Below are 17,154 nucleotides of genomic sequence, written 5' to 3'. Positions count from 1 at the left end.
GGCGGCCGTTCTTGTCTGTGACGCTGTCAGGCAGCCTTACGCGTAATCGCTGTCGCCATCGTCGCCGCCGAAATCGCTGTCGTCGGCCATGTCCATATTGCCGGCGTCACGATTGTCGTCGTAGTTCTGATCGTTGTTGTTTCGATCGTCGTTCGAGGCCTGGTCGAAGAAGCCCTGGCGGGAATCGCGGTTCGAGCCGATGTCGTTGAGGCCGGCATCGCGCGCGAGCGATCCGCCGGACTGGTCGCTGCCGCCCCAGGGGCTTCCACCAGCGCTGCGATCGCCGAGGGCATTGCTGTCGCCAAAACCCTGCTGGTGCGATCCACCCATCATGCCGCGAATGCTGGAGAGCAACAGCGAGCCGCCGACGACGCCGGCTGCGGCTGCCGCCGCCGTGCCAAGGAACGAGCCGCCGCCACCACCGGCCGGCGGGGCACCATAGCCCTGGCCCGGACCTTGACCATAGGCCTGTCCGTAAGGCGGCGGTGCGCCGTAGCCCGGCTGACCCTGCGGCATCGCCTGGCCGGTGTTCCAAACCGGCCGCTGCTCGCGCGGCGGCACGTTCGGAACCGAGCCGCGCGGCGGGCTTCCGCCAAACAGCGTGTCACGCATCGTATCGAGGAAGCCGCCGGAGGACTGCGCCTGCTCGGGCGCATGGGCCGCTTCGAGCTCCTGGATGCGGTTATGAGCACGCTTCAGCGCTTCGTCCTGCAACAGCGTGGTCTGCACCAGCGCGTAGACGGCGCCGGGGGCTTTGCGTAGCCCGTCGGAGATCGCAGCGATCGCGTCGGGATCGCGCGGTGCGTTTTCCAGTTTCGAAAGCCGGTCGAACAGGTCGTCGACGAGCTGGCGTTCCTGCGGCGTCATGATCAATCTCCCTTGCGCAAACAAGCGCGAGGCAGATGTAGGGTTCCATTGTGGCCCCAACAGTGCCGGCTGGATTAAATTTCGGTATGCGACAAGCTGCCCTGCGGGTTTCCGCCGGTTTCACTCCAGCGTGACGCGGCTGTCCGCGAGCAGGCGCGCGAAGGCCTCGCCCGACAGATAGGCGTGCTCGCGCTCGCGCACGTCGGTCATCGGGTCGAGCCCGGCCAGGACCTCATCGGCGAAGCCGGGATGGCACATCACGAGGCCGCCATCGGGGAGGCCTTCCAGAAAGTGCCGCATCAGCGCGTCGAAATCGGTTGCGCGCGTGAAGTCATAGGCGCCGGCAAAGCCGGGATTGAAGCTGAGACCGGCGCTGCCGGCGCGGCGGCGGAATTGCGTGCTGAGCACATCGAGCACCAGGGCCTTGGGGGAGGCCAGCCGCTGCCTCAGCGGCAGGCCGCGGCCGCCCTGGCGCACCCAGGCATTCGGCGCGCCCTCGACGACGGCATCGACAAAGCCGTCGCGCACCTGCGGATAGAGCTGCACATGCTGATGGCCGTCGACGAAATCAGGCAGGCGCCCGAACGCCTCCGCGAAGGCGGCGAGCTGCGCCTTGACCTCGTTGCGAAAGAATTCGCGGTCGAGCCGCCGCAAAACGCCGGCACGCAGCAGTTTCGGAAACGGCATGAACATGTCGCCGTCGAGCGGTCGGAAATGCATGGTCAGCGGCCGGAACGGCGCCGACAGCGTCACGTGCAACCCGATCGCGCAGCGCGGGCTTTGCTTGACCGATGCCTGCAGCGCCTCGACCTCGCTGCGCGCGATCGCCGGGCCCACTGTCATCACCGAGGTGGCGTTGAGGCGGCCGCGTTCGATCAGGTCGCGGATGGCGCGGTTGACGCCCGGGCTGATGCCGTAATCGTCGGCGCAGAGCCAGATCCGCCGCAGGTCCGCGGCCTCGCTCATTCGGCCGCCGTCCGCTTCGCGGCGTCGTCAGCCTTGTCGGCTTCGAAGTGCTTTTCACTGTGCTCGGCGACGAAATAGATCGGGCGCGCCTTCAGCTCCGAGAGGATCTTGCCGATATATTCGCCGACGATGCCGATCATGATGAGCTGCACGCCGCCGATCGTCATCAGGCCGATCACCAGCGAGGGATAGCCGGGCACCTGCTTGCCGGTCGTGAGCACCTCCCAGAGGATCGAAAGGCCGAACAGGAAAGCGCCCGCTGCGAGAATGACGCCGAGCAGGCTGGCGAAGCGCAAGGGGGCGACCGAAAACGAGGTCAGGCCCTCGATCGACAGGCCGAGCAGGCTTGCGGCGTTGAAGGTGGTGACGCCATGGGTGCGCGCCGAAGGCTCGTAGTCGACGCGGATCTGGCGGAAGCCGATCCAGCTGGCGAGGCCCTTGAAGAACCGGTTGCGCTCCGGCAATTGCCTGAGCGCGGTGACCGCGCGTGGCGAGAGCAGGCGGAAGTCGCCGGCGTCCTCGGGGATCTTCTGGCGTGCGCCCCAATTGATCAGCGCGTAGAAGCCGTGCACGGCGACGCGGCGCAGGAAGCCCTCGTTGTCGCGATGCGCCTTGGCGGTGTAGACGACGTCATAGCCGTCATCGATCCAGTGCCGCACCAGCTGTTCGATCAGGGCCGGCGGATGCTGGCCGTCGCCGTCCATGAACATGACGGCGCCGAGCCGGGCATGGTCGAGGCCGGCCATCAGCGCCGCCTCCTTGCCGAAATTGCGCGACAGCGACACCACCTGGACGCCCAGTGAATCGGCTGGCAATGAACGCGCGATCGAGAGCGTCGCGTCCTTGCTGCCGTCGTCGACATAGACGACCTCGCAAGCGAGCCGATAGCGCTCCCGCAAGGTCTTTGCGAGATCGCAGATGCGCATGTGCAGGGCGGCGAGGCCCGCCGCCTCGTTGTAGACGGGGACGACGATCGACAGTCCCTTCGCCGCGGCGGTGGCTGCGGTGGTCGTCATGCCGGAAACGTCAGAGCCCAGCGTCATCGGTCAAGTCCCAGAGGCGTTCAATGTCATCTCAACAGCATATGGTAGCTGCCGTTTGCTGTCGCAAAGCTGAACGGAAAAGCCGAGCGGACCTGGGCTCACTGCCGCAGGAACGCCTCGAGCTTGGCGAACAGCGGGTTCTCGCGGTCGAACACGTAGTCGAGCGAAACCACCGAGACGGTCTCGGCGCCATGCTCGCGCAGGAAGCTCGCCAGCGCATAGAGCTGCCCCGGCGGGCAGTGCAACGTCAGCATGCCTGACGAGGTCGGTCCGCCGAACGGGGCCTCGACGCCGTACCGGCTGTGGGCTTCGCCGAGCAGGGTGGCGTCGCATTGCCGGAAGCGGGTGCGGACCTCGCGGTACTTGTTGGCTCGCGCCCTTGCTGCGATGTGATCGAGGATGATGCGCGCGGTCTCGCGCGCCTGCGGCGACCAGTCGGCCTCTTTCGAGGCGACCAGATTGGCCTGGCTACGCAGGATCACACCGTCGTCGAGCACCCGCAGGCCGTTGGCGGCGAGCGTCGCGCCGGTCGTCGTGATGTCGACGATCAATTCGGCGCTGCCGGCTGCAGGCGCGCCTTCGGTCGCGCCGGCGCTTTCGACGATGCGGTAATCGGTGATGCCGTGGCTCTGGAAGAACGCGCGGGTGAGATTGACGAACTTGGTCGCGACCCGCATCCGCATGTGATGCTGCTCGCGGAAGCCGGTGGTGACGTCGTCGAGGTCGGCCATGGTGCGGACGTCGATCCAGGCCTGCGGCACGGCGACCACGACGTCGGCATAGCCGAAGCCGAGGCCGTCGATCAACGACACGCGCTTGTCGGCGTCGGCGATGTTCTCGCGCACCAGGTCCTCGCCGGTGACGCCGAGATGCGCGAAGCCGCGCGACAGTTGCGAGGCGATCTCGCTCGCCGAGAGATAGGCGACCTCGACATTGTCGAGGCCCGCGATGGTGCCGCGATAGTCGCGGGCACCGCCGGCCTTCGACAGCTTGAGCCCGGCGCGGGCGAAGAAGGCTTCGGTGTTCTCCTGCAGGCGGCCCTTGGAGGGAACGGCCAGAACGAATGGCGCGCTCATGACTTAAGCTCCCACCTTGCGGCCGATCTTCGTCAGCGCATCCACCCAGACCGAGAAGCCGACCGCGGGGATCGGCGTGGCTGAACCGAGCTGGGTCATCAGCCCGTCATAGCGCCCGCCGGCAACCAGCGGCTCGGTGCCGTCGCCCCGGTGATGCAGCTCGAATTCGAAGCCGGTGTAATAGTCGAGGCCGCGCCCGAACGCGGTCGAGAAGCGCGTCTGCTTCACGTCGATGCCGCGCGCGGCCATGAAGCCGACCCGGCTCTCGAACTGGTCGATGGCCGCGGCAAGGTCGAGCTTGGCATCGATGGTGAGCGCGCGCAGCGCGGCGATGGAATCGTCTGGATTGCCTGAGATCGACAGGAAGCGCTTGAGCACGGTGATCGCCTCGCGCGACAGTGCGCCGCCCTTCAGCGTCGATTGCTCGAGGAAGCGATCGGCGATCTCGGCCGTGGTGCGGCCGCCGACATTGGTGGTGCCGGCGATCGACATCAGATCCGTGACGAAGGCGAGCGCCGCCTTGCGATCGGAGCCGGCGAGGGCGGCGAGCACGCCCTGATATTCGCTTGGGCTCGCGGTGGTCGCGGCCGCCAGCCGCTCCAGATCCTGCTCCAGGCTGATCTTGCGGTTGAAATCCTTGACCAGGCGCCGGCGCCAGACCGGATAGAGGTCGAGCGCGTCGAGCAGCGCGTTGAACAGCGCCACGTCGCCGGTGCGGATCTCGACGTCGCGGACGCCAAAGGCCGCGGTCGCCTCCAGTGCCAGCGCCAGCGTCTCGGCGTCGGCCGCGGCTCGGTCCTGGCGGCCGAACGATTCGATGCCGGCCTGCAGGAATTCGCTGGCCTGGCCGCTGCGGTAGCGAAACACCGGGCCCAGATAGCTAAACCCGGCCGGCTGGCCGGCGCGGTCGGAGGCGAGGTAGTCGCGGGCCACGGGAATGGTCAGGTCCGGGCGCAGGCACAGCTCTTCGCCGGACAGATCCGTCGTCAGGTACAGGCTCTTGCGGATATCCTCGCCGGAAAGGTCCAGGAACGGCTCGGCCGGCTGCAGGATCGCGGGCTCCGCCCTGAGGTAGCCCGCCTGCGCGAACGACAACAGCAGCGTATCCGCCCAGGCGGCGGAGCCGGCAGCATTTGAGGTGGCAGTCGCGGTCATAACGGGGTCCATCGTCCCGGAGGAACCGGGCAGGCAAGGGGAGCACAGAATTGCGCAGCCCTTAGCATGGCCGATCCGCGGTTTCGACCTCCAAAGGATCAATCGCTTAACGAGGTTTGGCGCGAAGGCGGCCGGTCAGTCAGGCCAGAAACGGAGAAGCGCTGTCATTTTTGACAGGTAATAAAATACCTCTGCTGGTGTCGGCTGTTGACGAGAGCAGCAGCCTTACTCGGTGGGGGCAGCGAAGTCCCTGATCGGCTCCGGGGCCGATGCGTCGGCCGCGACGAAGGCCGGCCCTGCCGCAGCGAATTCGGTGTCCTCCGCGAGCTGCTCCACCAGGTTGAGGATCTTCTGCCTTCGGCCGGGGTCGGTGAGACGGAGAAATGCCCTGATGAGCCGCAGCTCTTCATATCCTGTTGTATCCAGCGCGCCGCCGTCATTGACCGCCCTGCCTTCCATCGCTCTCGTCACCTCGAGTGGCCGTCATCGCCTTCGCGAACGCATCAGCGAGCGACGTCGCGGTGCGGCCGAATGCCTGAAGCCACAATGATAAATTGAGAACCGACGGCAAGTCGCCGCATACTCAATTTGGGTATGGCGGATGATCCGCTCGCCGTAGCCATCGTTTACAAGATGGATGTTGGTTTTCGATTCATGCGCAATGCTTCAGATATTATCCGGACGGTCTCGCGACATACGCTGGCCTACATGCTGTTCTCGATGAGCGAGCTGTTCCGGCACTACGAGGAATTCGATCCACTGGACCTTCTGATCGTTCATGCGGTTCTGAACGCGAACGTCATCCACGTGATGAACGACCCGGTGTTGGACGAGAAGTTCTCAAGCATTCACGCGGTCGAGCCGGATGTGATCAAGCAGGGCGTCTCGCGTGCGGCACTCTCACGTTTTCTCAGCCTGCCGCTCGAAACCGTGCGCCGCCGCGTGACGGGATTGAAGAGGCGCAAGATTCTCGAAGAAACCAAGGCCGGACTGATCGTGACCGAGCAGAACGCATTCAGGTTTGGAAATAACCACGAGCTGCAGAACACCAACATGCTGCTGCTGAAGAAGCTGCTTCGAGATCTCAAGCGTGCCGGCATCAATGGGCCGGACGATCTGCGCGCCTCCAAGGGGGCCGTGAACGTGAGGAAGGCCAGGTAAGCAGCAGCATATGGATCAGGGCCATTTCGATATCGCGCGCGATGGAGCGCCAAAGCAGGCGACGGACCGCTTGATGTCCTTCCAGAGGCTCAAGCCGTCGTCCGCCCTCGAGCTCAAGGCCTATGACATCGACCATTTCGGCGAGACGGAGACGTATGCCGGCGCATCCAGCATGCCCTTGTCTGCCGGAGCGATGCCAATCATGCGCGCCCGGCTCAGCTTGCCGAGCATGACCCTGTCGCTGGTGAAAACCTTTCCGCGGATCATTCGCGGCTATCACCTGACGAATGCTGCCGCCGCCGTCGTGGTGCCGATGGATCACGTGACCTCGGCTCGCATCAACGGGCAATCGATGGGCCGCTCCATCGTCATGCTGCGAGGGGCCTCTGATTGCCTGGTCCACGAGCCGGAGGGCCGGCTGATAGCCATCGTGTATTTCACTCCGCCCCCGCGTGAGCCATGGACGCAACTGGATCGCGGCTATCATCTGGTGAACCCGGCGTCGGACGCGCTTGCGGCGTTACGCCGTCTGGTCTCTGTCACGCTGGAAATTGCAGCGCACGACCCGGACTTCCTGAACGAGCAGGCCTCGTTGACGGCCGTCGAGCAATCTCTGCTCAGCACGATGGATGCTGCGTTGCGCACGGGCACGAAGGACGAGGCCGTGTCGTCCACGATGCAGAGCTACAGGCGCATCGTCGCGGACATGGAAAGATTGATTCAGCAGGATCTGACGATCTGGCACAAGACGCCTGAGCTCGCGGCCCAGGTCGGTGTGTCCGTTCGCACGCTCCAGAGCGCGACGCAGGCCATTTGCGGCCTCAGTCCGCATCGCTATAGCCGGATTCTGCGGCTCTGGTCGGTCCGCAAGCAGCTGCGCCTCGGTGCGGGCCGGCGCAGCGTGAAGGCCTGCGCGATTGCGCACGGTTTCTGGCATCTGGGCGGGTTCGCGGCGAGTTACAAGGCGGCCTTCGGAGAGCTGCCGTCGGACACCTTGCTGGGCAGGACTCGGAAAACGATCTAGCCCCTCCGATCGCCCCAATCGCCCAGCACCGCCTGGACCAGAGCCAGCGCGGCCACCGCCGCGGTGTCGGCCCGCATGATTCGGGGACCGAGCGCGAGGCGCAGGATGTCCGGCTGCCGCAGCAGCAGGGCCCGCTCTTCCTCGGCAAAGCCGCCTTCGGGGCCGATCAGGACGTCGATACCTTGTCCGGTCCTGCGGGCGGCTTGCAGGGCCTGAATGGGGTCTTGGACCGCGGCCGCCTCATCGCAGAAGATCAGCAGGCGGTCGGCCGGGCGCTGGCTGAGGAAGCGCTCCAGGGCGACCGGTTCGGCGACGGTGGCAATGCCCAGAATACCGCACTGCTCGGCGGCCTCGACGACATTGGCGCGCATCCGCTCGGTGTTGACCCGGGAGGCCTGGGTGAACCGGGTCAGCACCGGCTGCAGACTGGCGGCGCCCATCTCGATGGCTTTCTGGACCATGTAGTCGAGCCGGGCATGCTTCAGCGGGGCGAAGACGTAAGCGAGGTCGGCGAGCCGGTCCTGCGGCCGGGTCTGCTGGAGGATGACGAGGCCGTCCGGCCGCTTGCGGCCCTCAATCGCGGCCTGCCACTCGCCGTCGCGGCCGTTGAACGCCAGAACCTCGGCCCCGGCGGCAAGCCGCAACACGTTGCCGAGATAATTGCTCTGGTCGCGGTCGAGCAAGACCCTGGCGTCCTGGGCCAAGGGGGTGTCGACGAACAGGCGGGGAGCGCGAAAATCGTGGGACGGCATGCTTCAAAAGTCCAATTTGGCGCCGTTATTAACCGAAAGCAGCCATTTCGGGGTAAATATTGCCAAGTCGCTGCGTCGGCGCGCCGCGCTCTTGCCCTATTCGGTGGGTTGTTAAGGGCCGGCGGGAATCGTAAAATCGCGAGCACGCTGGTTGCGCTTCAATTGGAAGACGCTGGACCCCGTCAGCTCCTGCCGGAGAGATTTTCTTGATGATCCGTCATTTGGTGGTTCCGATCACTGCCGCCATGGTCACCATGGGTGCCGCCGGTGCTTATGCGCAAAGCGCGTTCCCGGCGCCTCTGCCCGGTCAGGCCGCGACCAGCGCCCCCGCGGCCAGCTCTCCCTTTCCGCCCGTGAATGGTGCGGCACCGACCGCCTCCGTGGGCACGGCGCCGCAATCGTCCTTTCCCGTGAACGGCGCCGCACCGATCGGTGGCGCCGGCGCCTTCAGCGCGGCGCCGCCGACCCAGGCCGGTCCCGGCGAGGACTGCATGAAGGCGTTCATGCCCCTGCGCGAAGAGGCCGAGAAGCGCGGCAAGCTGATCAAGGCCGCGAGCGACCGTCACGCGCCGCCTGACGAGGCCTGCAAGCTGATCCGCAATTTCAGCCAGGCCGAGTCGAAGATGATCAAGTACATCGACACACACGCCGCCAAATGCGGAATCCCGCCGCAGGTCGGCGCGCAGATGAAGGACGGCCACAAGAACACCGAGGCCATGGCGACCAAGGTCTGCAACGTCGCGACGCAGATGCAGCAGCAGCAGGCGCGCCCCGCAGGCCCGTCGCTGAGCGAGGTGCTGGGCTCGGGCTCGGCGCCTGAGGCCAATGCCGGCAAGAAGGGCGGCAGCACCTTCGACACGCTCAACGGCAACGTCCTCACCCGATGAGCGACGCATCCGCCCGCGTTGCCGATTCCACCGGCAACTGGGTTGATACGCGCGCGCCGCAATGGGCGCGGCCTTATTTGCGCCTGTCCCGCTTCGATCGTCCGATCGGCTCCTGGCTGCTGCTGATGCCCTGCTGGTGGTCGGCAGCGCTCGCGAGCGGCATGGCGCATGACGTCCGCGGCCTGCCGCTCACCATCGTCCTGTTCTTCATCGGCGCTTTCGCGATGCGCGGGGCGGGCTGCGCCTGGAACGACATCACCGATCGCGATCTCGACGACAAGGTCGAGCGCACCCGCTCGCGGCCGTTGCCCGCGGGGCACATCAGCGTGAAGCAGGCGCTGGCCTTCCTGGTTGCTCTGGCGCTGGTCGGGTGCGTCGTGCTGCTGCAGTTCAACCGCTTTGCCGTCATGACCGGCATCGCCTCACTCCTGGTTGTCGCCATCTATCCCTTCATGAAGCGCGTCACCTGGTGGCCGCAGGTCTTTCTCGGGCTCGCCTTCTCCTGGGGTGCGCTGATGGGCTTTGCCGTCACTTTCGGACGCATCGACGTCACCGCACTGGTGCTCTATGCCGGTTCGATCGCCTGGGTGATCGGCTATGACACGATCTACGCGCATCAGGACGCCGAGGACGACGCGCTGATCGGTGTCAAATCCACCGCACGCCTGTTCGGCGCCCATACGCATCAGGCGCTGATCCTGTTCTATGGCGTCGCGGTGATGTTGATCGGCGTCGCCCTGGCCTCCGCCGATGCGCGCTGGCCGGCCTGGCTCGGGCTTGCCGCCTTTGCCGCGCATCTGGCGTGGCAGATCGCGCGCCTCCGGATCGACGATCCCGAGCTGTGCCTGCGCCTGTTCAAGTCGAACAAGCATGCGGGCTTGCTGCTGTTTGCGGGATTTCTGACGGACGCGGTGACGCGGGCACAGCTCTCGTAGGATGCGTAGGGCGGATTAGCGAAGCGTAATCCGCCAACTTCTGTCCGAGTAGAACGCAAAGAGGCGGGTTACGCCTACGGCTAACCCGCCCTACGGCAGCTGAAATTGCCGCTCAATTCCGCGCGATGATCTCGCGCTCTTCGCGATGAACGATGAGCTCGCGCGCCATCGCAACGCGGCGGCGCATCAGGAATTTCGGACGGCGGGCGCGGATCGCATTGGCGCGGCGGCGGCGGGCTGCGGGCTTGCGCGCGCCTTCGTCGAGTTGCGGCAGCGCGAACAGCTCGCTCCAGACCGCCCAGGCTTCCGCGAGTTCTTCGCCGTCGGCGCCGACCAGCAGCGGCACGGAGAGCGAGGGATCGCGATGCACGAGGACGAGAGCTTGCGCCTCGTCATTGCCGCGCAGCGCGACACCGGTGAAGTCGCTGACGCGGACGTTGATCGCCATCTGCATGCCGCGGACGGCACGGCGCAGCACGACACGTTCGCGATGAAGCTCGATCTGCCGGACATGTCCGTCGGCGCGCGGATCGTGCGCATCGAAGCGGACCGGAAGGGAAAGTGGGTCGAGCCGCAGAGAGCGGCTCGACCCGGCGGGAGCGACCCCGCATGTTGCTGTTTGACGCCTCACGGCTTTAGTTCTCCCCGCCGGGATTATGTTCCCGGTCGATGCGAGGACCTTAGCGCGGCCGTTTCCGAAACCGCTTAAAAAGGCTGGTTAATCCATCCTCACTGCTGCTCATGATTGACAAGAGCTTGGCGCGCATGATTGACGAGACGTTGCGCGCAACCGGCGAATCTGAGCTTTTGGCAGGCTGAAAATGCTTGAAGTCCGCGCCATTAGGGCACATCTGTGGGTTCCGGTCCCGAACCCCCGCCCCAACAGGATTTCGTTCGTGAACTCTTCACCAAGCTCGACGTCTTCGACCCAAAAATCATCTGGGGCCAATCGCGACCTGTTCGACCAATCCGCGCTGTCGGATCTGGCGCAGCGGCTGGTCGAGGCGGCCAGGCGCGCCGGCGCCGATGCGGCCGATGCGGTCGCGGTGCGCGGCGTCTCGCAAGGCGTCGAGGTGCGCGACGGACGCGTCGAGGAATCCGAGCGCTCCGAGGGCGACGATGTCGGCCTGCGCGTGCTGGTCGGCCAGCGCCAGGCGGTGGTCTCGACCAACGACGTCAGCGGCGATGCCGTCACCAAGCTCGCCGAACGCGCGGTCGCGATGGCGCGCGTCGCGCCCGATGACAAATATGTCGGGCTTGCCGATCCCGCGCTGCTCGCGCGCGACTTCCCCGATCTCGACCTGCTCGATCCCGACGTGCCCGCCACGAGCGAGCTCGAGCGCCGCGCGCTCGAAGCCGAGGCTGCGGCCCTCGCCGTGAAGGGCGTCACCAAATCCGGCGGCGCCTCGGCGTCCGCGGGCATGGGCGGCATGGTGCTGGTCACTTCGACCGGCTTCCACGGTTCTTACCTGCGTTCCAGCCAGGGCATCTCGGCCACCGCCATCTCGGGCGAAGGCACCGGCATGGAGCGCGATTACGACTTCACCTCGGCGCCGCATGGCGCCGATCTGCTGTCGCCCGGCATCGTCGGCCGTTCCGCCGGCGAGCGCACCGTGGCGCGCTCCAATCCGCGCAAGGTCGAGACCTGCAAGGTGCCCGTGGTGTTCGATCCGCGCGTTGCCGGCTCGCTGGTCGGCCATGTCGTCGGCGCCATCAACGGCGCCTCGATCGCGCGCAAGACCAGCTTCCTCAAGGACAAGCTCGGCCAGCAGTTGTTCGCCAAGAACATCCGCATCATCGACGATCCCTTGCGCAAGCGCGGCCTGCGCTCGCAGACTTTCGACGCCGAGGGCGTCGCGGTGAAGAAGATCGCGCTGATCGACGAGGGCGTGCTGACGACCTGGCTGCTCGACTGCGCCACCGCGCGCGAGCTCGGCCTTGCCACCACCGGCCACGCCCATCGCGGCGTGTCGTCCTCGCCGTCGCCGGGCCCTTACAATCTGCATCTCGAGCCCGGCACGCCGACGCCCGCCGAGCTGATCTCCGACATCAAGCAGGGCTTTTACGTCACCGACCTGATTGGCTCGGGTGTCAACGGCGTCACCGGCGATTACAGCCGCGGCGCCTCCGGCTTCTGGATCGAGAACGGCGAGATCACCTATCCCGTCAGCGAGGTGACGATCGCCGGCCATCTGTTCGAGATCTTCAAGTCGATGCAGCCGGCGAACAATCTCGAGTTCCGCTACGGCATCAATGCGCCGACGGTGCGCATCGAGGGCTTGACGCTTGGCGGACGCTGACGCGAACGACACGATCCTGACGCGCGACGCGGCGCTGCTGCAAGACACGGTGCGGGAAGCGGGTGCGCTGGCGCAGTCGATGTTCCGGACCGAGCTGAAGACGTGGACCAAGGGTGCCTCGTCGCCGGTGTCGGAAGCCGACATCGCCGTCAACGATCTGCTCGAAGCGCGCCTGCGCAGTGCGACGCCGGATTATGGCTGGCTCTCGGAGGAAAGCGTCGACGACGCTAACCGGCTGTCGCGGCGGCTGACCTGGATCGTCGATCCCATCGACGGCACGCGCAATTACCTCGGCGGCCATCACGACTGGTGCGTCAGCGTCGCGCTGGTCGAGGATGCCGCACCGGTGCTGGCCGCGGTATTCGCGCCGACGACCAATGAGTTCTTCTTCGCCGCACGCGGCCGGGGTACCACGCTCAACGGCGCTTCCGTGCAGGCCTCGCCCGGATCCGCGCTCGACTTCTCCCGGGTCGCAGGCCCGAAACCGCTGGTGGAGCGGCTCAACGGCTCCGGCCGCGACATCAAGCTACATCCGCGAATCGGCTCGCTTGCGCTGCGCCTGTGCCGGGTCGCCCACGGCGCGCTGGATGCGGCTTTTGCGGGCGGCAACAGCCATGATTGGGACCTTGCGGCGGCCGATTTGATCGTGCAGGAAGCCGATGGTAGGATGAGTGACCTCTCCGGAGAACCCATCCTCTATAACCGCCGGGAAGTGGCGCACGGGGTGCTGGTGGCAGCGGGGCGCGATCGTCATGCGGGCATTGTCGCGCATTTTCGAAACCGCCCCTTGGCCTAAGGCGCTTTTTGTCGTGCTTCTCGAACAACTGCTTTGCCGGGCAGCCCGTTAGGAACAGAACTCATGCCAGATAGTGCCCCGCAACAACTGCTTCACCTCGTGATCGGCGGCGAACTCGTCGATCTCACCCAAAACACCTTCAAGAATCTCGACGACGTCGAGATCGTCGGCCTCTATCCGAACTATGCAACCGCCCACGCCGCCTGGCGCGCCAAGGCGCAGAGCACGGTCGACAACGCGCAGATGCGCTATTTCATCGTCCATCTCCATCGGCTGCTCGACCCCAATCAAGAACCGGCACGTTGAAAAGACTGCTTCGCAATACGCTGCGAAGCAGCTGGTTTCAGCGTGCCGTCGGGGTTCTGGCGGCCGAATATCTGCGTCTGGTCTGGCGGACCAACAGATTCACGCTGGATCCGCCCGACGTCTATGCGCAGGTTGAGCCGCAGCTCCCTGCGATCTTCGCGTTCTGGCACGGCCAGCATTTCCTCACGCCCTTCATCAAGAATCAGAACAAGGCCTCCTATCGCGCCAAGGTGCTGATCTCCCGCCATCGCGACGGCGAGTTCAACGCGATCGCCGCGGAGCGGCTCGGCATCGGCACCATCAGAGGTTCCGGCGATCATGGCGGCGCGTTTCACCGCAAGGGCGGGGTCGGCGCCTTCAAGGAAATGGTGCGCACGCTCCAGGCCGGTTGTAATGTCGCGCTGACCGCCGATGTCCCCAAGCGCTCGCGCGTGGCCGGGCTCGGCATTATCATGCTGGCACGGGAATCGGGGCGGCCGATCATGCCTTTCGCGATGGCGACCAGCCGCTTCATCCGGCTGAAGAACTGGGACCGCACCACCATCAACCTGCCCTTCGGGCGGGGCGCGCTGGTCGGCATCAAGGAAATCCACGTTCCGCCGGACGCCGACGCCGCCACGATGGAAACGCTGCGGCTGGAGCTGGAACAGACGTTGAACGAGGCGACCCGCCGCGCTTACGCGCAGCTCGGCCGCCCGGGGCCTCAAGATGCCTAAATCGCTGCCCATTGCGCTGCCGATCACGCTGCGGATGTATCGGCGCCTGGCCTCCGGCCTGGTGCCGCTTGCGCCCGCGCTGATCAAGCGGCGGCTGAAGCAGGGCAAGGAAGACCCCGCGCGCGTCGGCGAGCGGCGCGGCCTGTCCCGGGACGTGCGGCCGCACGGCCCGCTGGTCTGGATTCACGGCGCCAGTGTCGGCGAGGTGCTGGCGGCTGCCGCCTTGATCGAGCGCCTGCGCGATCTCAATCTGCGCATCCTGCTCACCTCGGGCACGGTCACGTCCGCCGCCGTGGTCGCCAAGCGCTTTCCGCCCGACGTCATCCATCAATACGTGCCGTATGATTCCCCGCGCTACGTCGCGCGCTTCCTCGACCATTGGAAGCCGTCGCTGGCGCTGTTCATCGAATCCGATCTGTGGCCGAACCTGATCCTCGCCGGCGCTGCGCGCCGGGTGCCGATGGTGCTGATCAACGGACGGATGTCGCCGCGCTCCTTTCCGCGCTGGCAGCGCATGCACGGCACCATCTCGGCGCTGCTGTCGCGGTTCGACATTTGCCTGGCGCAGTCGAAGATCGATGCCGAACGTTTCGCCACGCTCGGCGGCCGCGACGTGGTCACCACAGGCAATCTCAAGCTCGACGTGCCGGCACCGCCGGCCGATCCCGCCAAGCTCGAGCGGCTGATGGCGATGACGCGCGGGCGCCCCATCGTCGTCGCGGCCTCGACCCACCCGGGCGAGGACGAGATGCTGGTCGCGGCGCATCGCAGCCTCGTCGGATTCTTCCCGCAACTGCTCACCGTAATCGTGCCGCGGCATCCCGATCGCGGCTCCTCCATCGCAGGCCAGATCACGGCCTCGGGCCTGAAGCCGGCGTTGCGCTCGCGCGAGGAGCTGCCGACCGCGACGACCGACATCTACGTCGCCGACACCATGGGCGAGCTCGGCCTGTTCTATCGTCTCTCACCCATCGTGTTCATGGGCGGATCGTTGATCCATCATGGGGGGCAGAACCCGATCGAGGCAATCAAGCTGGGTGCCGCGATCATCCATGGCCCGCATGTCTTCAACTTCGCCGACGTGTTCGAGGCGCTCGACAGGAGCGGCGGCGCGCGGCAGGTCGACACGCAGGAGGCCCTCGTCAAGCAGCTCGGCCAGTTGCTGGCCGACCCCGCCCTGCGCGACAAGATGCAGCGCGCCGGCGCCCGCGTGGTCGAGCAGCTCGGCGGCGGGCTGGAACGGACCATGACGGCGCTCGAGCCCTATCTGTTGCAATTGCGGATCGAGATGGGGGCCGCCAATGCGTGAGCCGGCCTTCTGGTACCGGCCGCGCTCCTTCACGTCATATGCATTGCAGCCGCTGGGTCTGCTCTACGGCGCCATCACCGAGCGGCGCATGCTGCGCGCCGGCGCGGATGCCGGCATTCCCGTGATCTGCGTCGGCAATTACCATCTCGGCGGTGCCGGCAAGACGCCGACCGTGCTGGCGCTGACGAAGCTGCTGCGCGAGCTCGGCGAGACGCCGGTGGTGCTCAGCCGCGGCTATGGCGGACGCCTGAAAGGCCCGGTCATGGTCGACCCCGCACGCCACAGCGCGGCCGATGTCGGCGACGAGCCCCTGATGATGGCGCGCGACGTCCCGGTCGCGGTCGCGCGCGACCGTCTCGACGGCGTCGCGCTGGCCAAGGCGCGGGGCGCCACAATGATCCTGATGGACGACGGTTTCCAGAACCCGCGCCTGCTCAAGGATGCTTCGTTGATCGTGATCGACAGCGAGCGCGGCCTCGGCAATGGCGCGGTGTTTCCCGCCGGCCCCCTGCGCGCGCCGCTGCCGGCGCAGCTTGCGCGCACCGACGCGCTGGTGCTGATCGGCGACGGCCGTGCCGCCAACGACGTTGCGACCGAGCTCGCCAAGCGGGACAAGCCGGAGCTGCGCGCGCGATTGAAGCCGGATGCGGCTTCGCTCGCGCAGCTGCTCGGCAAGCGGGTTCTCGCCTTCGCCGGCATCGGCGATCCCGAGCGCTTCTTCCGGACCCTCAGCGCCGCCGGCATCGACGTCGCCCGCACGCGCGGCTTCGCCGACCATCACATGTTCTCGCGCGAGGAGATCGCAGCCCTCGCAGCGGAGGCCAGGCGCGATCAGCTCACGCTGGTGACGACGGAAAAGGACCTCGCACGCCTGCGCGGCAGCGAGGGCGTGCCTGATGACATCGTCCCGTTCGTCGTCCATCTCGAGTTCGACGAGCCGGCAAAGCTGAAGCAATTGATCAGCGACCAGCTCTACAAGGCGCGCGAGCGAAGATTTTCGAGACGCTGATATCGTAGGGTGGGCAAAGGCGCCCTTGCGCCGTGCCCACGATCTGTTGCGTTCGGAGACAGGTGGGCACGCTGCGCTTTGCCCACCCTACGGCACCACCATTCAGCCGACATTCATCGCAAGGCTTCTATCGATCTCGGACGATCGGGAGAATTCGATGAAACGACCGTCTGTCATTGCCGCCAGCCTTGCATGTCTGATCATCGCGCCTGCACTGGCGCAAACGCCAGCGCCGACGGCAAGCCCGACCGCCACGGTGCCGGTCCCCGCGACCAAGCGTGTGACGTGCCTTGCCACCACGGCGAGCCTGAAGGGACAGGACAAGCGCGACCAGCTGCAGCTCTGCCTGGCGCGGGCGCGGCTCGATTGCCTGAAGCAGGCGATCGATCAGAAGATCGTCGGCGAAGCCAGGAAGAGTGCGATCAAGACTTGCGTGGGTACGGATGGTCCCGAGCAGCAATAGTCGAGCGATGCCACCCTACGGGAGCTGCGAGATCACGAGTCCTGCGGTTTCGGCGCACCGGGAAAATGCCGCTGCAGCACGGCGGCGGGCGTGGCATAGGCCTCTTGCAGGTCCACGCTCCAGTACTTCAGCTCGTCGAGCGGGATCCGCGTGTCGGTGATGGCGCAGCGCACGAACGTCCCCGGCGAGATCACGCGGAAGTCGCCGTCGAGATACTGCACCTGGGCTTCGCCATGGCCCGAGGGGCCGAACTTGTTCAGCACGGTCGAAAGTCTCCGTGGAAGGCCGCTTCCAGAAAAACCTTGAAGAAAAACCTTGAAGGCAGACCTTGGAGGGCAAGATGTGTTGGACGGGATCTAGCATAGATAGGGCGGCTTGTCCGCCCGGTA

Annotated in this window: 20 protein-coding genes; 11 read left to right on the top strand and 9 right to left on the bottom strand. The window is 66.2% G+C overall.

The genetic code is table 11. The annotated features are described in order from the left end of the window. Positions 1 to 36: 36 nt before the first annotated feature. From SE92_RS18925 to SE92_RS18900, 6 genes are all read right to left on the bottom strand, one after another. A complete protein-coding gene (locus SE92_RS18925; RefSeq protein ID WP_063197387.1) occupies positions 37 to 867 on the bottom strand; it encodes a DUF2076 domain-containing protein in 831 nt (276 codons plus the stop codon). A gap of 120 nt (positions 868 to 987) precedes the next feature. After that, entirely contained in the window at positions 988 to 1,833 is an 846-nt protein-coding gene (locus SE92_RS18920) for a ChbG/HpnK family deacetylase (protein WP_063197385.1), read from the bottom strand. Next, entirely contained in the window at positions 1,830 to 2,876 is a 1,047-nt protein-coding gene (locus SE92_RS18915; protein WP_063197383.1) for a glycosyltransferase family 2 protein, read from the bottom strand. Before SE92_RS18915 ends, SE92_RS18920 begins: the two co-directional genes overlap by 4 nt. A 98-nt stretch (positions 2,877 to 2,974) precedes the next feature. Next, positions 2,975 to 3,952: an ATP phosphoribosyltransferase gene (gene hisG / locus SE92_RS18910; protein WP_063197381.1), complete on the bottom strand. Its 978-nt coding sequence runs from the start codon at positions 3,950 to 3,952 to the stop codon at positions 2,975 to 2,977. A gap of 3 nt (positions 3,953 to 3,955) precedes the next feature. After that, complete coding sequence (locus SE92_RS18905) at positions 3,956 to 5,107, bottom strand: ATP phosphoribosyltransferase regulatory subunit (RefSeq protein WP_063197379.1); 1,152 nt, start codon at positions 5,105 to 5,107, stop codon at positions 3,956 to 3,958. A 225-nt stretch (positions 5,108 to 5,332) separates the two neighbouring features. Further along, positions 5,333 to 5,566 (bottom strand): hypothetical protein, encoded by a 234-nt coding sequence (locus SE92_RS18900; RefSeq protein ID WP_063197377.1) that lies wholly within the window; start codon positions 5,564 to 5,566, stop codon positions 5,333 to 5,335. 135 nt (positions 5,567 to 5,701) lie between these two features. On the opposite strand from SE92_RS18900, the gene SE92_RS18895 reads away from it, so the two are divergent. Both SE92_RS18895 and SE92_RS18890 read left to right on the top strand, forming a co-directional pair. Continuing rightward, positions 5,702 to 6,268: a hypothetical protein gene (locus tag SE92_RS18895; protein ID WP_245324643.1), complete on the top strand. Its 567-nt coding sequence runs from the start codon at positions 5,702 to 5,704 to the stop codon at positions 6,266 to 6,268. 10 nt (positions 6,269 to 6,278) lie between these two features. Continuing rightward, positions 6,279 to 7,292, top strand: coding sequence for a helix-turn-helix domain-containing protein (locus tag SE92_RS18890; protein ID WP_063197375.1), 1,014 nt, complete (start codon positions 6,279 to 6,281; stop codon positions 7,290 to 7,292). Here the strand turns inward: SE92_RS18890 and SE92_RS18885 are convergent. Then, the gene (locus tag SE92_RS18885) at positions 7,289 to 8,044 is read right to left on the bottom strand and encodes a 16S rRNA (uracil(1498)-N(3))-methyltransferase (protein WP_063197373.1); all 756 of its coding nucleotides are present in this window, start codon (positions 8,042 to 8,044) and stop codon (positions 7,289 to 7,291) included. The genes SE92_RS18890 and SE92_RS18885 overlap by 4 nt on opposite strands. A 209-nt stretch (positions 8,045 to 8,253) precedes the next feature. Between SE92_RS18885 and SE92_RS18880 the strand changes: the two genes are divergently transcribed. Continuing rightward, a complete protein-coding gene (locus tag SE92_RS18880) occupies positions 8,254 to 8,931 on the top strand; it encodes a hypothetical protein (RefSeq protein ID WP_063197371.1) in 678 nt (225 codons plus the stop codon). Next, the gene (gene ubiA / locus SE92_RS18875; RefSeq protein ID WP_063197369.1) at positions 8,928 to 9,866 is read left to right on the top strand and encodes a 4-hydroxybenzoate octaprenyltransferase; all 939 of its coding nucleotides are present in this window, start codon (positions 8,928 to 8,930) and stop codon (positions 9,864 to 9,866) included. Before SE92_RS18880 ends, ubiA begins: the two co-directional genes overlap by 4 nt. A 112-nt stretch (positions 9,867 to 9,978) precedes the next feature. Here ubiA and SE92_RS18870 read toward each other — a convergent pair whose 3' ends face one another. Then, entirely contained in the window at positions 9,979 to 10,497 is a 519-nt protein-coding gene (locus SE92_RS18870) for a DUF6101 family protein (RefSeq protein ID WP_063197367.1), read from the bottom strand. A gap of 265 nt (positions 10,498 to 10,762) precedes the next feature. Here SE92_RS18870 and SE92_RS18865 point away from each other — a divergent pair, with 265 nt between their 5' ends. From SE92_RS18865 to SE92_RS18835, 7 genes are all read left to right on the top strand, one after another. Then, positions 10,763 to 12,166, top strand: coding sequence for a TldD/PmbA family protein (locus SE92_RS18865; RefSeq protein WP_063197365.1), 1,404 nt, complete (start codon positions 10,763 to 10,765; stop codon positions 12,164 to 12,166). Next, the gene (locus SE92_RS18860) at positions 12,153 to 12,962 is read left to right on the top strand and encodes a 3'(2'),5'-bisphosphate nucleotidase CysQ (RefSeq protein ID WP_063197363.1); all 810 of its coding nucleotides are present in this window, start codon (positions 12,153 to 12,155) and stop codon (positions 12,960 to 12,962) included. Before SE92_RS18865 ends, SE92_RS18860 begins: the two co-directional genes overlap by 14 nt. Before the next feature lie 63 nt (positions 12,963 to 13,025). Then, positions 13,026 to 13,268, top strand: coding sequence for a DUF4170 domain-containing protein (locus SE92_RS18855; protein ID WP_063197361.1), 243 nt, complete (start codon positions 13,026 to 13,028; stop codon positions 13,266 to 13,268). After that, a complete protein-coding gene (locus SE92_RS18850) occupies positions 13,265 to 13,984 on the top strand; it encodes a lysophospholipid acyltransferase family protein (protein ID WP_063197359.1) in 720 nt (239 codons plus the stop codon). The genes SE92_RS18855 and SE92_RS18850 overlap by 4 nt, the downstream gene beginning before the upstream one ends. Further along, a complete protein-coding gene (locus tag SE92_RS18845) occupies positions 13,977 to 15,293 on the top strand; it encodes a 3-deoxy-D-manno-octulosonic acid transferase (protein WP_063197357.1) in 1,317 nt (438 codons plus the stop codon). The genes SE92_RS18850 and SE92_RS18845 overlap by 8 nt, the downstream gene beginning before the upstream one ends. Then, a complete protein-coding gene (gene lpxK / locus SE92_RS18840) occupies positions 15,286 to 16,302 on the top strand; it encodes a tetraacyldisaccharide 4'-kinase (RefSeq protein WP_063197355.1) in 1,017 nt (338 codons plus the stop codon). Before SE92_RS18845 ends, lpxK begins: the two co-directional genes overlap by 8 nt. Positions 16,303 to 16,459: 157 nt before the next feature. Next, entirely contained in the window at positions 16,460 to 16,765 is a 306-nt protein-coding gene (locus SE92_RS18835; RefSeq protein ID WP_063197353.1) for a hypothetical protein, read from the top strand. A 32-nt stretch (positions 16,766 to 16,797) separates the two neighbouring features. Here SE92_RS18835 and SE92_RS18830 read toward each other — a convergent pair whose 3' ends face one another. Further along, positions 16,798 to 17,028: a DUF2093 domain-containing protein gene (locus SE92_RS18830; RefSeq protein WP_063197350.1), complete on the bottom strand. Its 231-nt coding sequence runs from the start codon at positions 17,026 to 17,028 to the stop codon at positions 16,798 to 16,800. Positions 17,029 to 17,154 lie beyond the last annotated feature (126 nt).

This window comes from Bradyrhizobium sp. AT1, from assembly GCF_001590795.1.
In the GTDB taxonomy this organism is placed as follows: domain Bacteria; phylum Pseudomonadota; class Alphaproteobacteria; order Rhizobiales; family Xanthobacteraceae; genus Bradyrhizobium.
This window is presented reverse-complemented; position numbering and strand designations above follow the sequence as displayed.

Coding starts and splice junctions, on each gene's coding strand:
- SE92_RS18845 (WP_063197357.1), top strand. CDS start 13,977: ATGCCTAAATCGCTGCCCATTGCGCTGCCGATCACGCTGCGGATGTAT.
- SE92_RS18900 (WP_063197377.1), bottom strand. CDS start 5,566: ATGGAAGGCAGGGCGGTCAATGACGGCGGCGCGCTGGATACAACAGGA.
- SE92_RS18925 (WP_063197387.1), bottom strand. CDS start 867: ATGACGCCGCAGGAACGCCAGCTCGTCGACGACCTGTTCGACCGGCTT.
- hisG (WP_063197381.1), bottom strand. CDS start 3,952: ATGAGCGCGCCATTCGTTCTGGCCGTTCCCTCCAAGGGCCGCCTGCAG.
- SE92_RS18895 (WP_245324643.1), top strand. CDS start 5,702: ATGGCGGATGATCCGCTCGCCGTAGCCATCGTTTACAAGATGGATGTT.
- SE92_RS18835 (WP_063197353.1), top strand. CDS start 16,460: ATGAAACGACCGTCTGTCATTGCCGCCAGCCTTGCATGTCTGATCATC.
- SE92_RS18890 (WP_063197375.1), top strand. CDS start 6,279: ATGGATCAGGGCCATTTCGATATCGCGCGCGATGGAGCGCCAAAGCAG.
- SE92_RS18885 (WP_063197373.1), bottom strand. CDS start 8,044: ATGCCGTCCCACGATTTTCGCGCTCCCCGCCTGTTCGTCGACACCCCC.
- SE92_RS18855 (WP_063197361.1), top strand. CDS start 13,026: ATGCCAGATAGTGCCCCGCAACAACTGCTTCACCTCGTGATCGGCGGC.
- ubiA (WP_063197369.1), top strand. CDS start 8,928: ATGAGCGACGCATCCGCCCGCGTTGCCGATTCCACCGGCAACTGGGTT.
- lpxK (WP_063197355.1), top strand. CDS start 15,286: ATGCGTGAGCCGGCCTTCTGGTACCGGCCGCGCTCCTTCACGTCATAT.
- SE92_RS18880 (WP_063197371.1), top strand. CDS start 8,254: ATGATCCGTCATTTGGTGGTTCCGATCACTGCCGCCATGGTCACCATG.
- SE92_RS18920 (WP_063197385.1), bottom strand. CDS start 1,833: ATGAGCGAGGCCGCGGACCTGCGGCGGATCTGGCTCTGCGCCGACGAT.
- SE92_RS18905 (WP_063197379.1), bottom strand. CDS start 5,107: ATGACCGCGACTGCCACCTCAAATGCTGCCGGCTCCGCCGCCTGGGCG.
- SE92_RS18915 (WP_063197383.1), bottom strand. CDS start 2,876: ATGACGCTGGGCTCTGACGTTTCCGGCATGACGACCACCGCAGCCACC.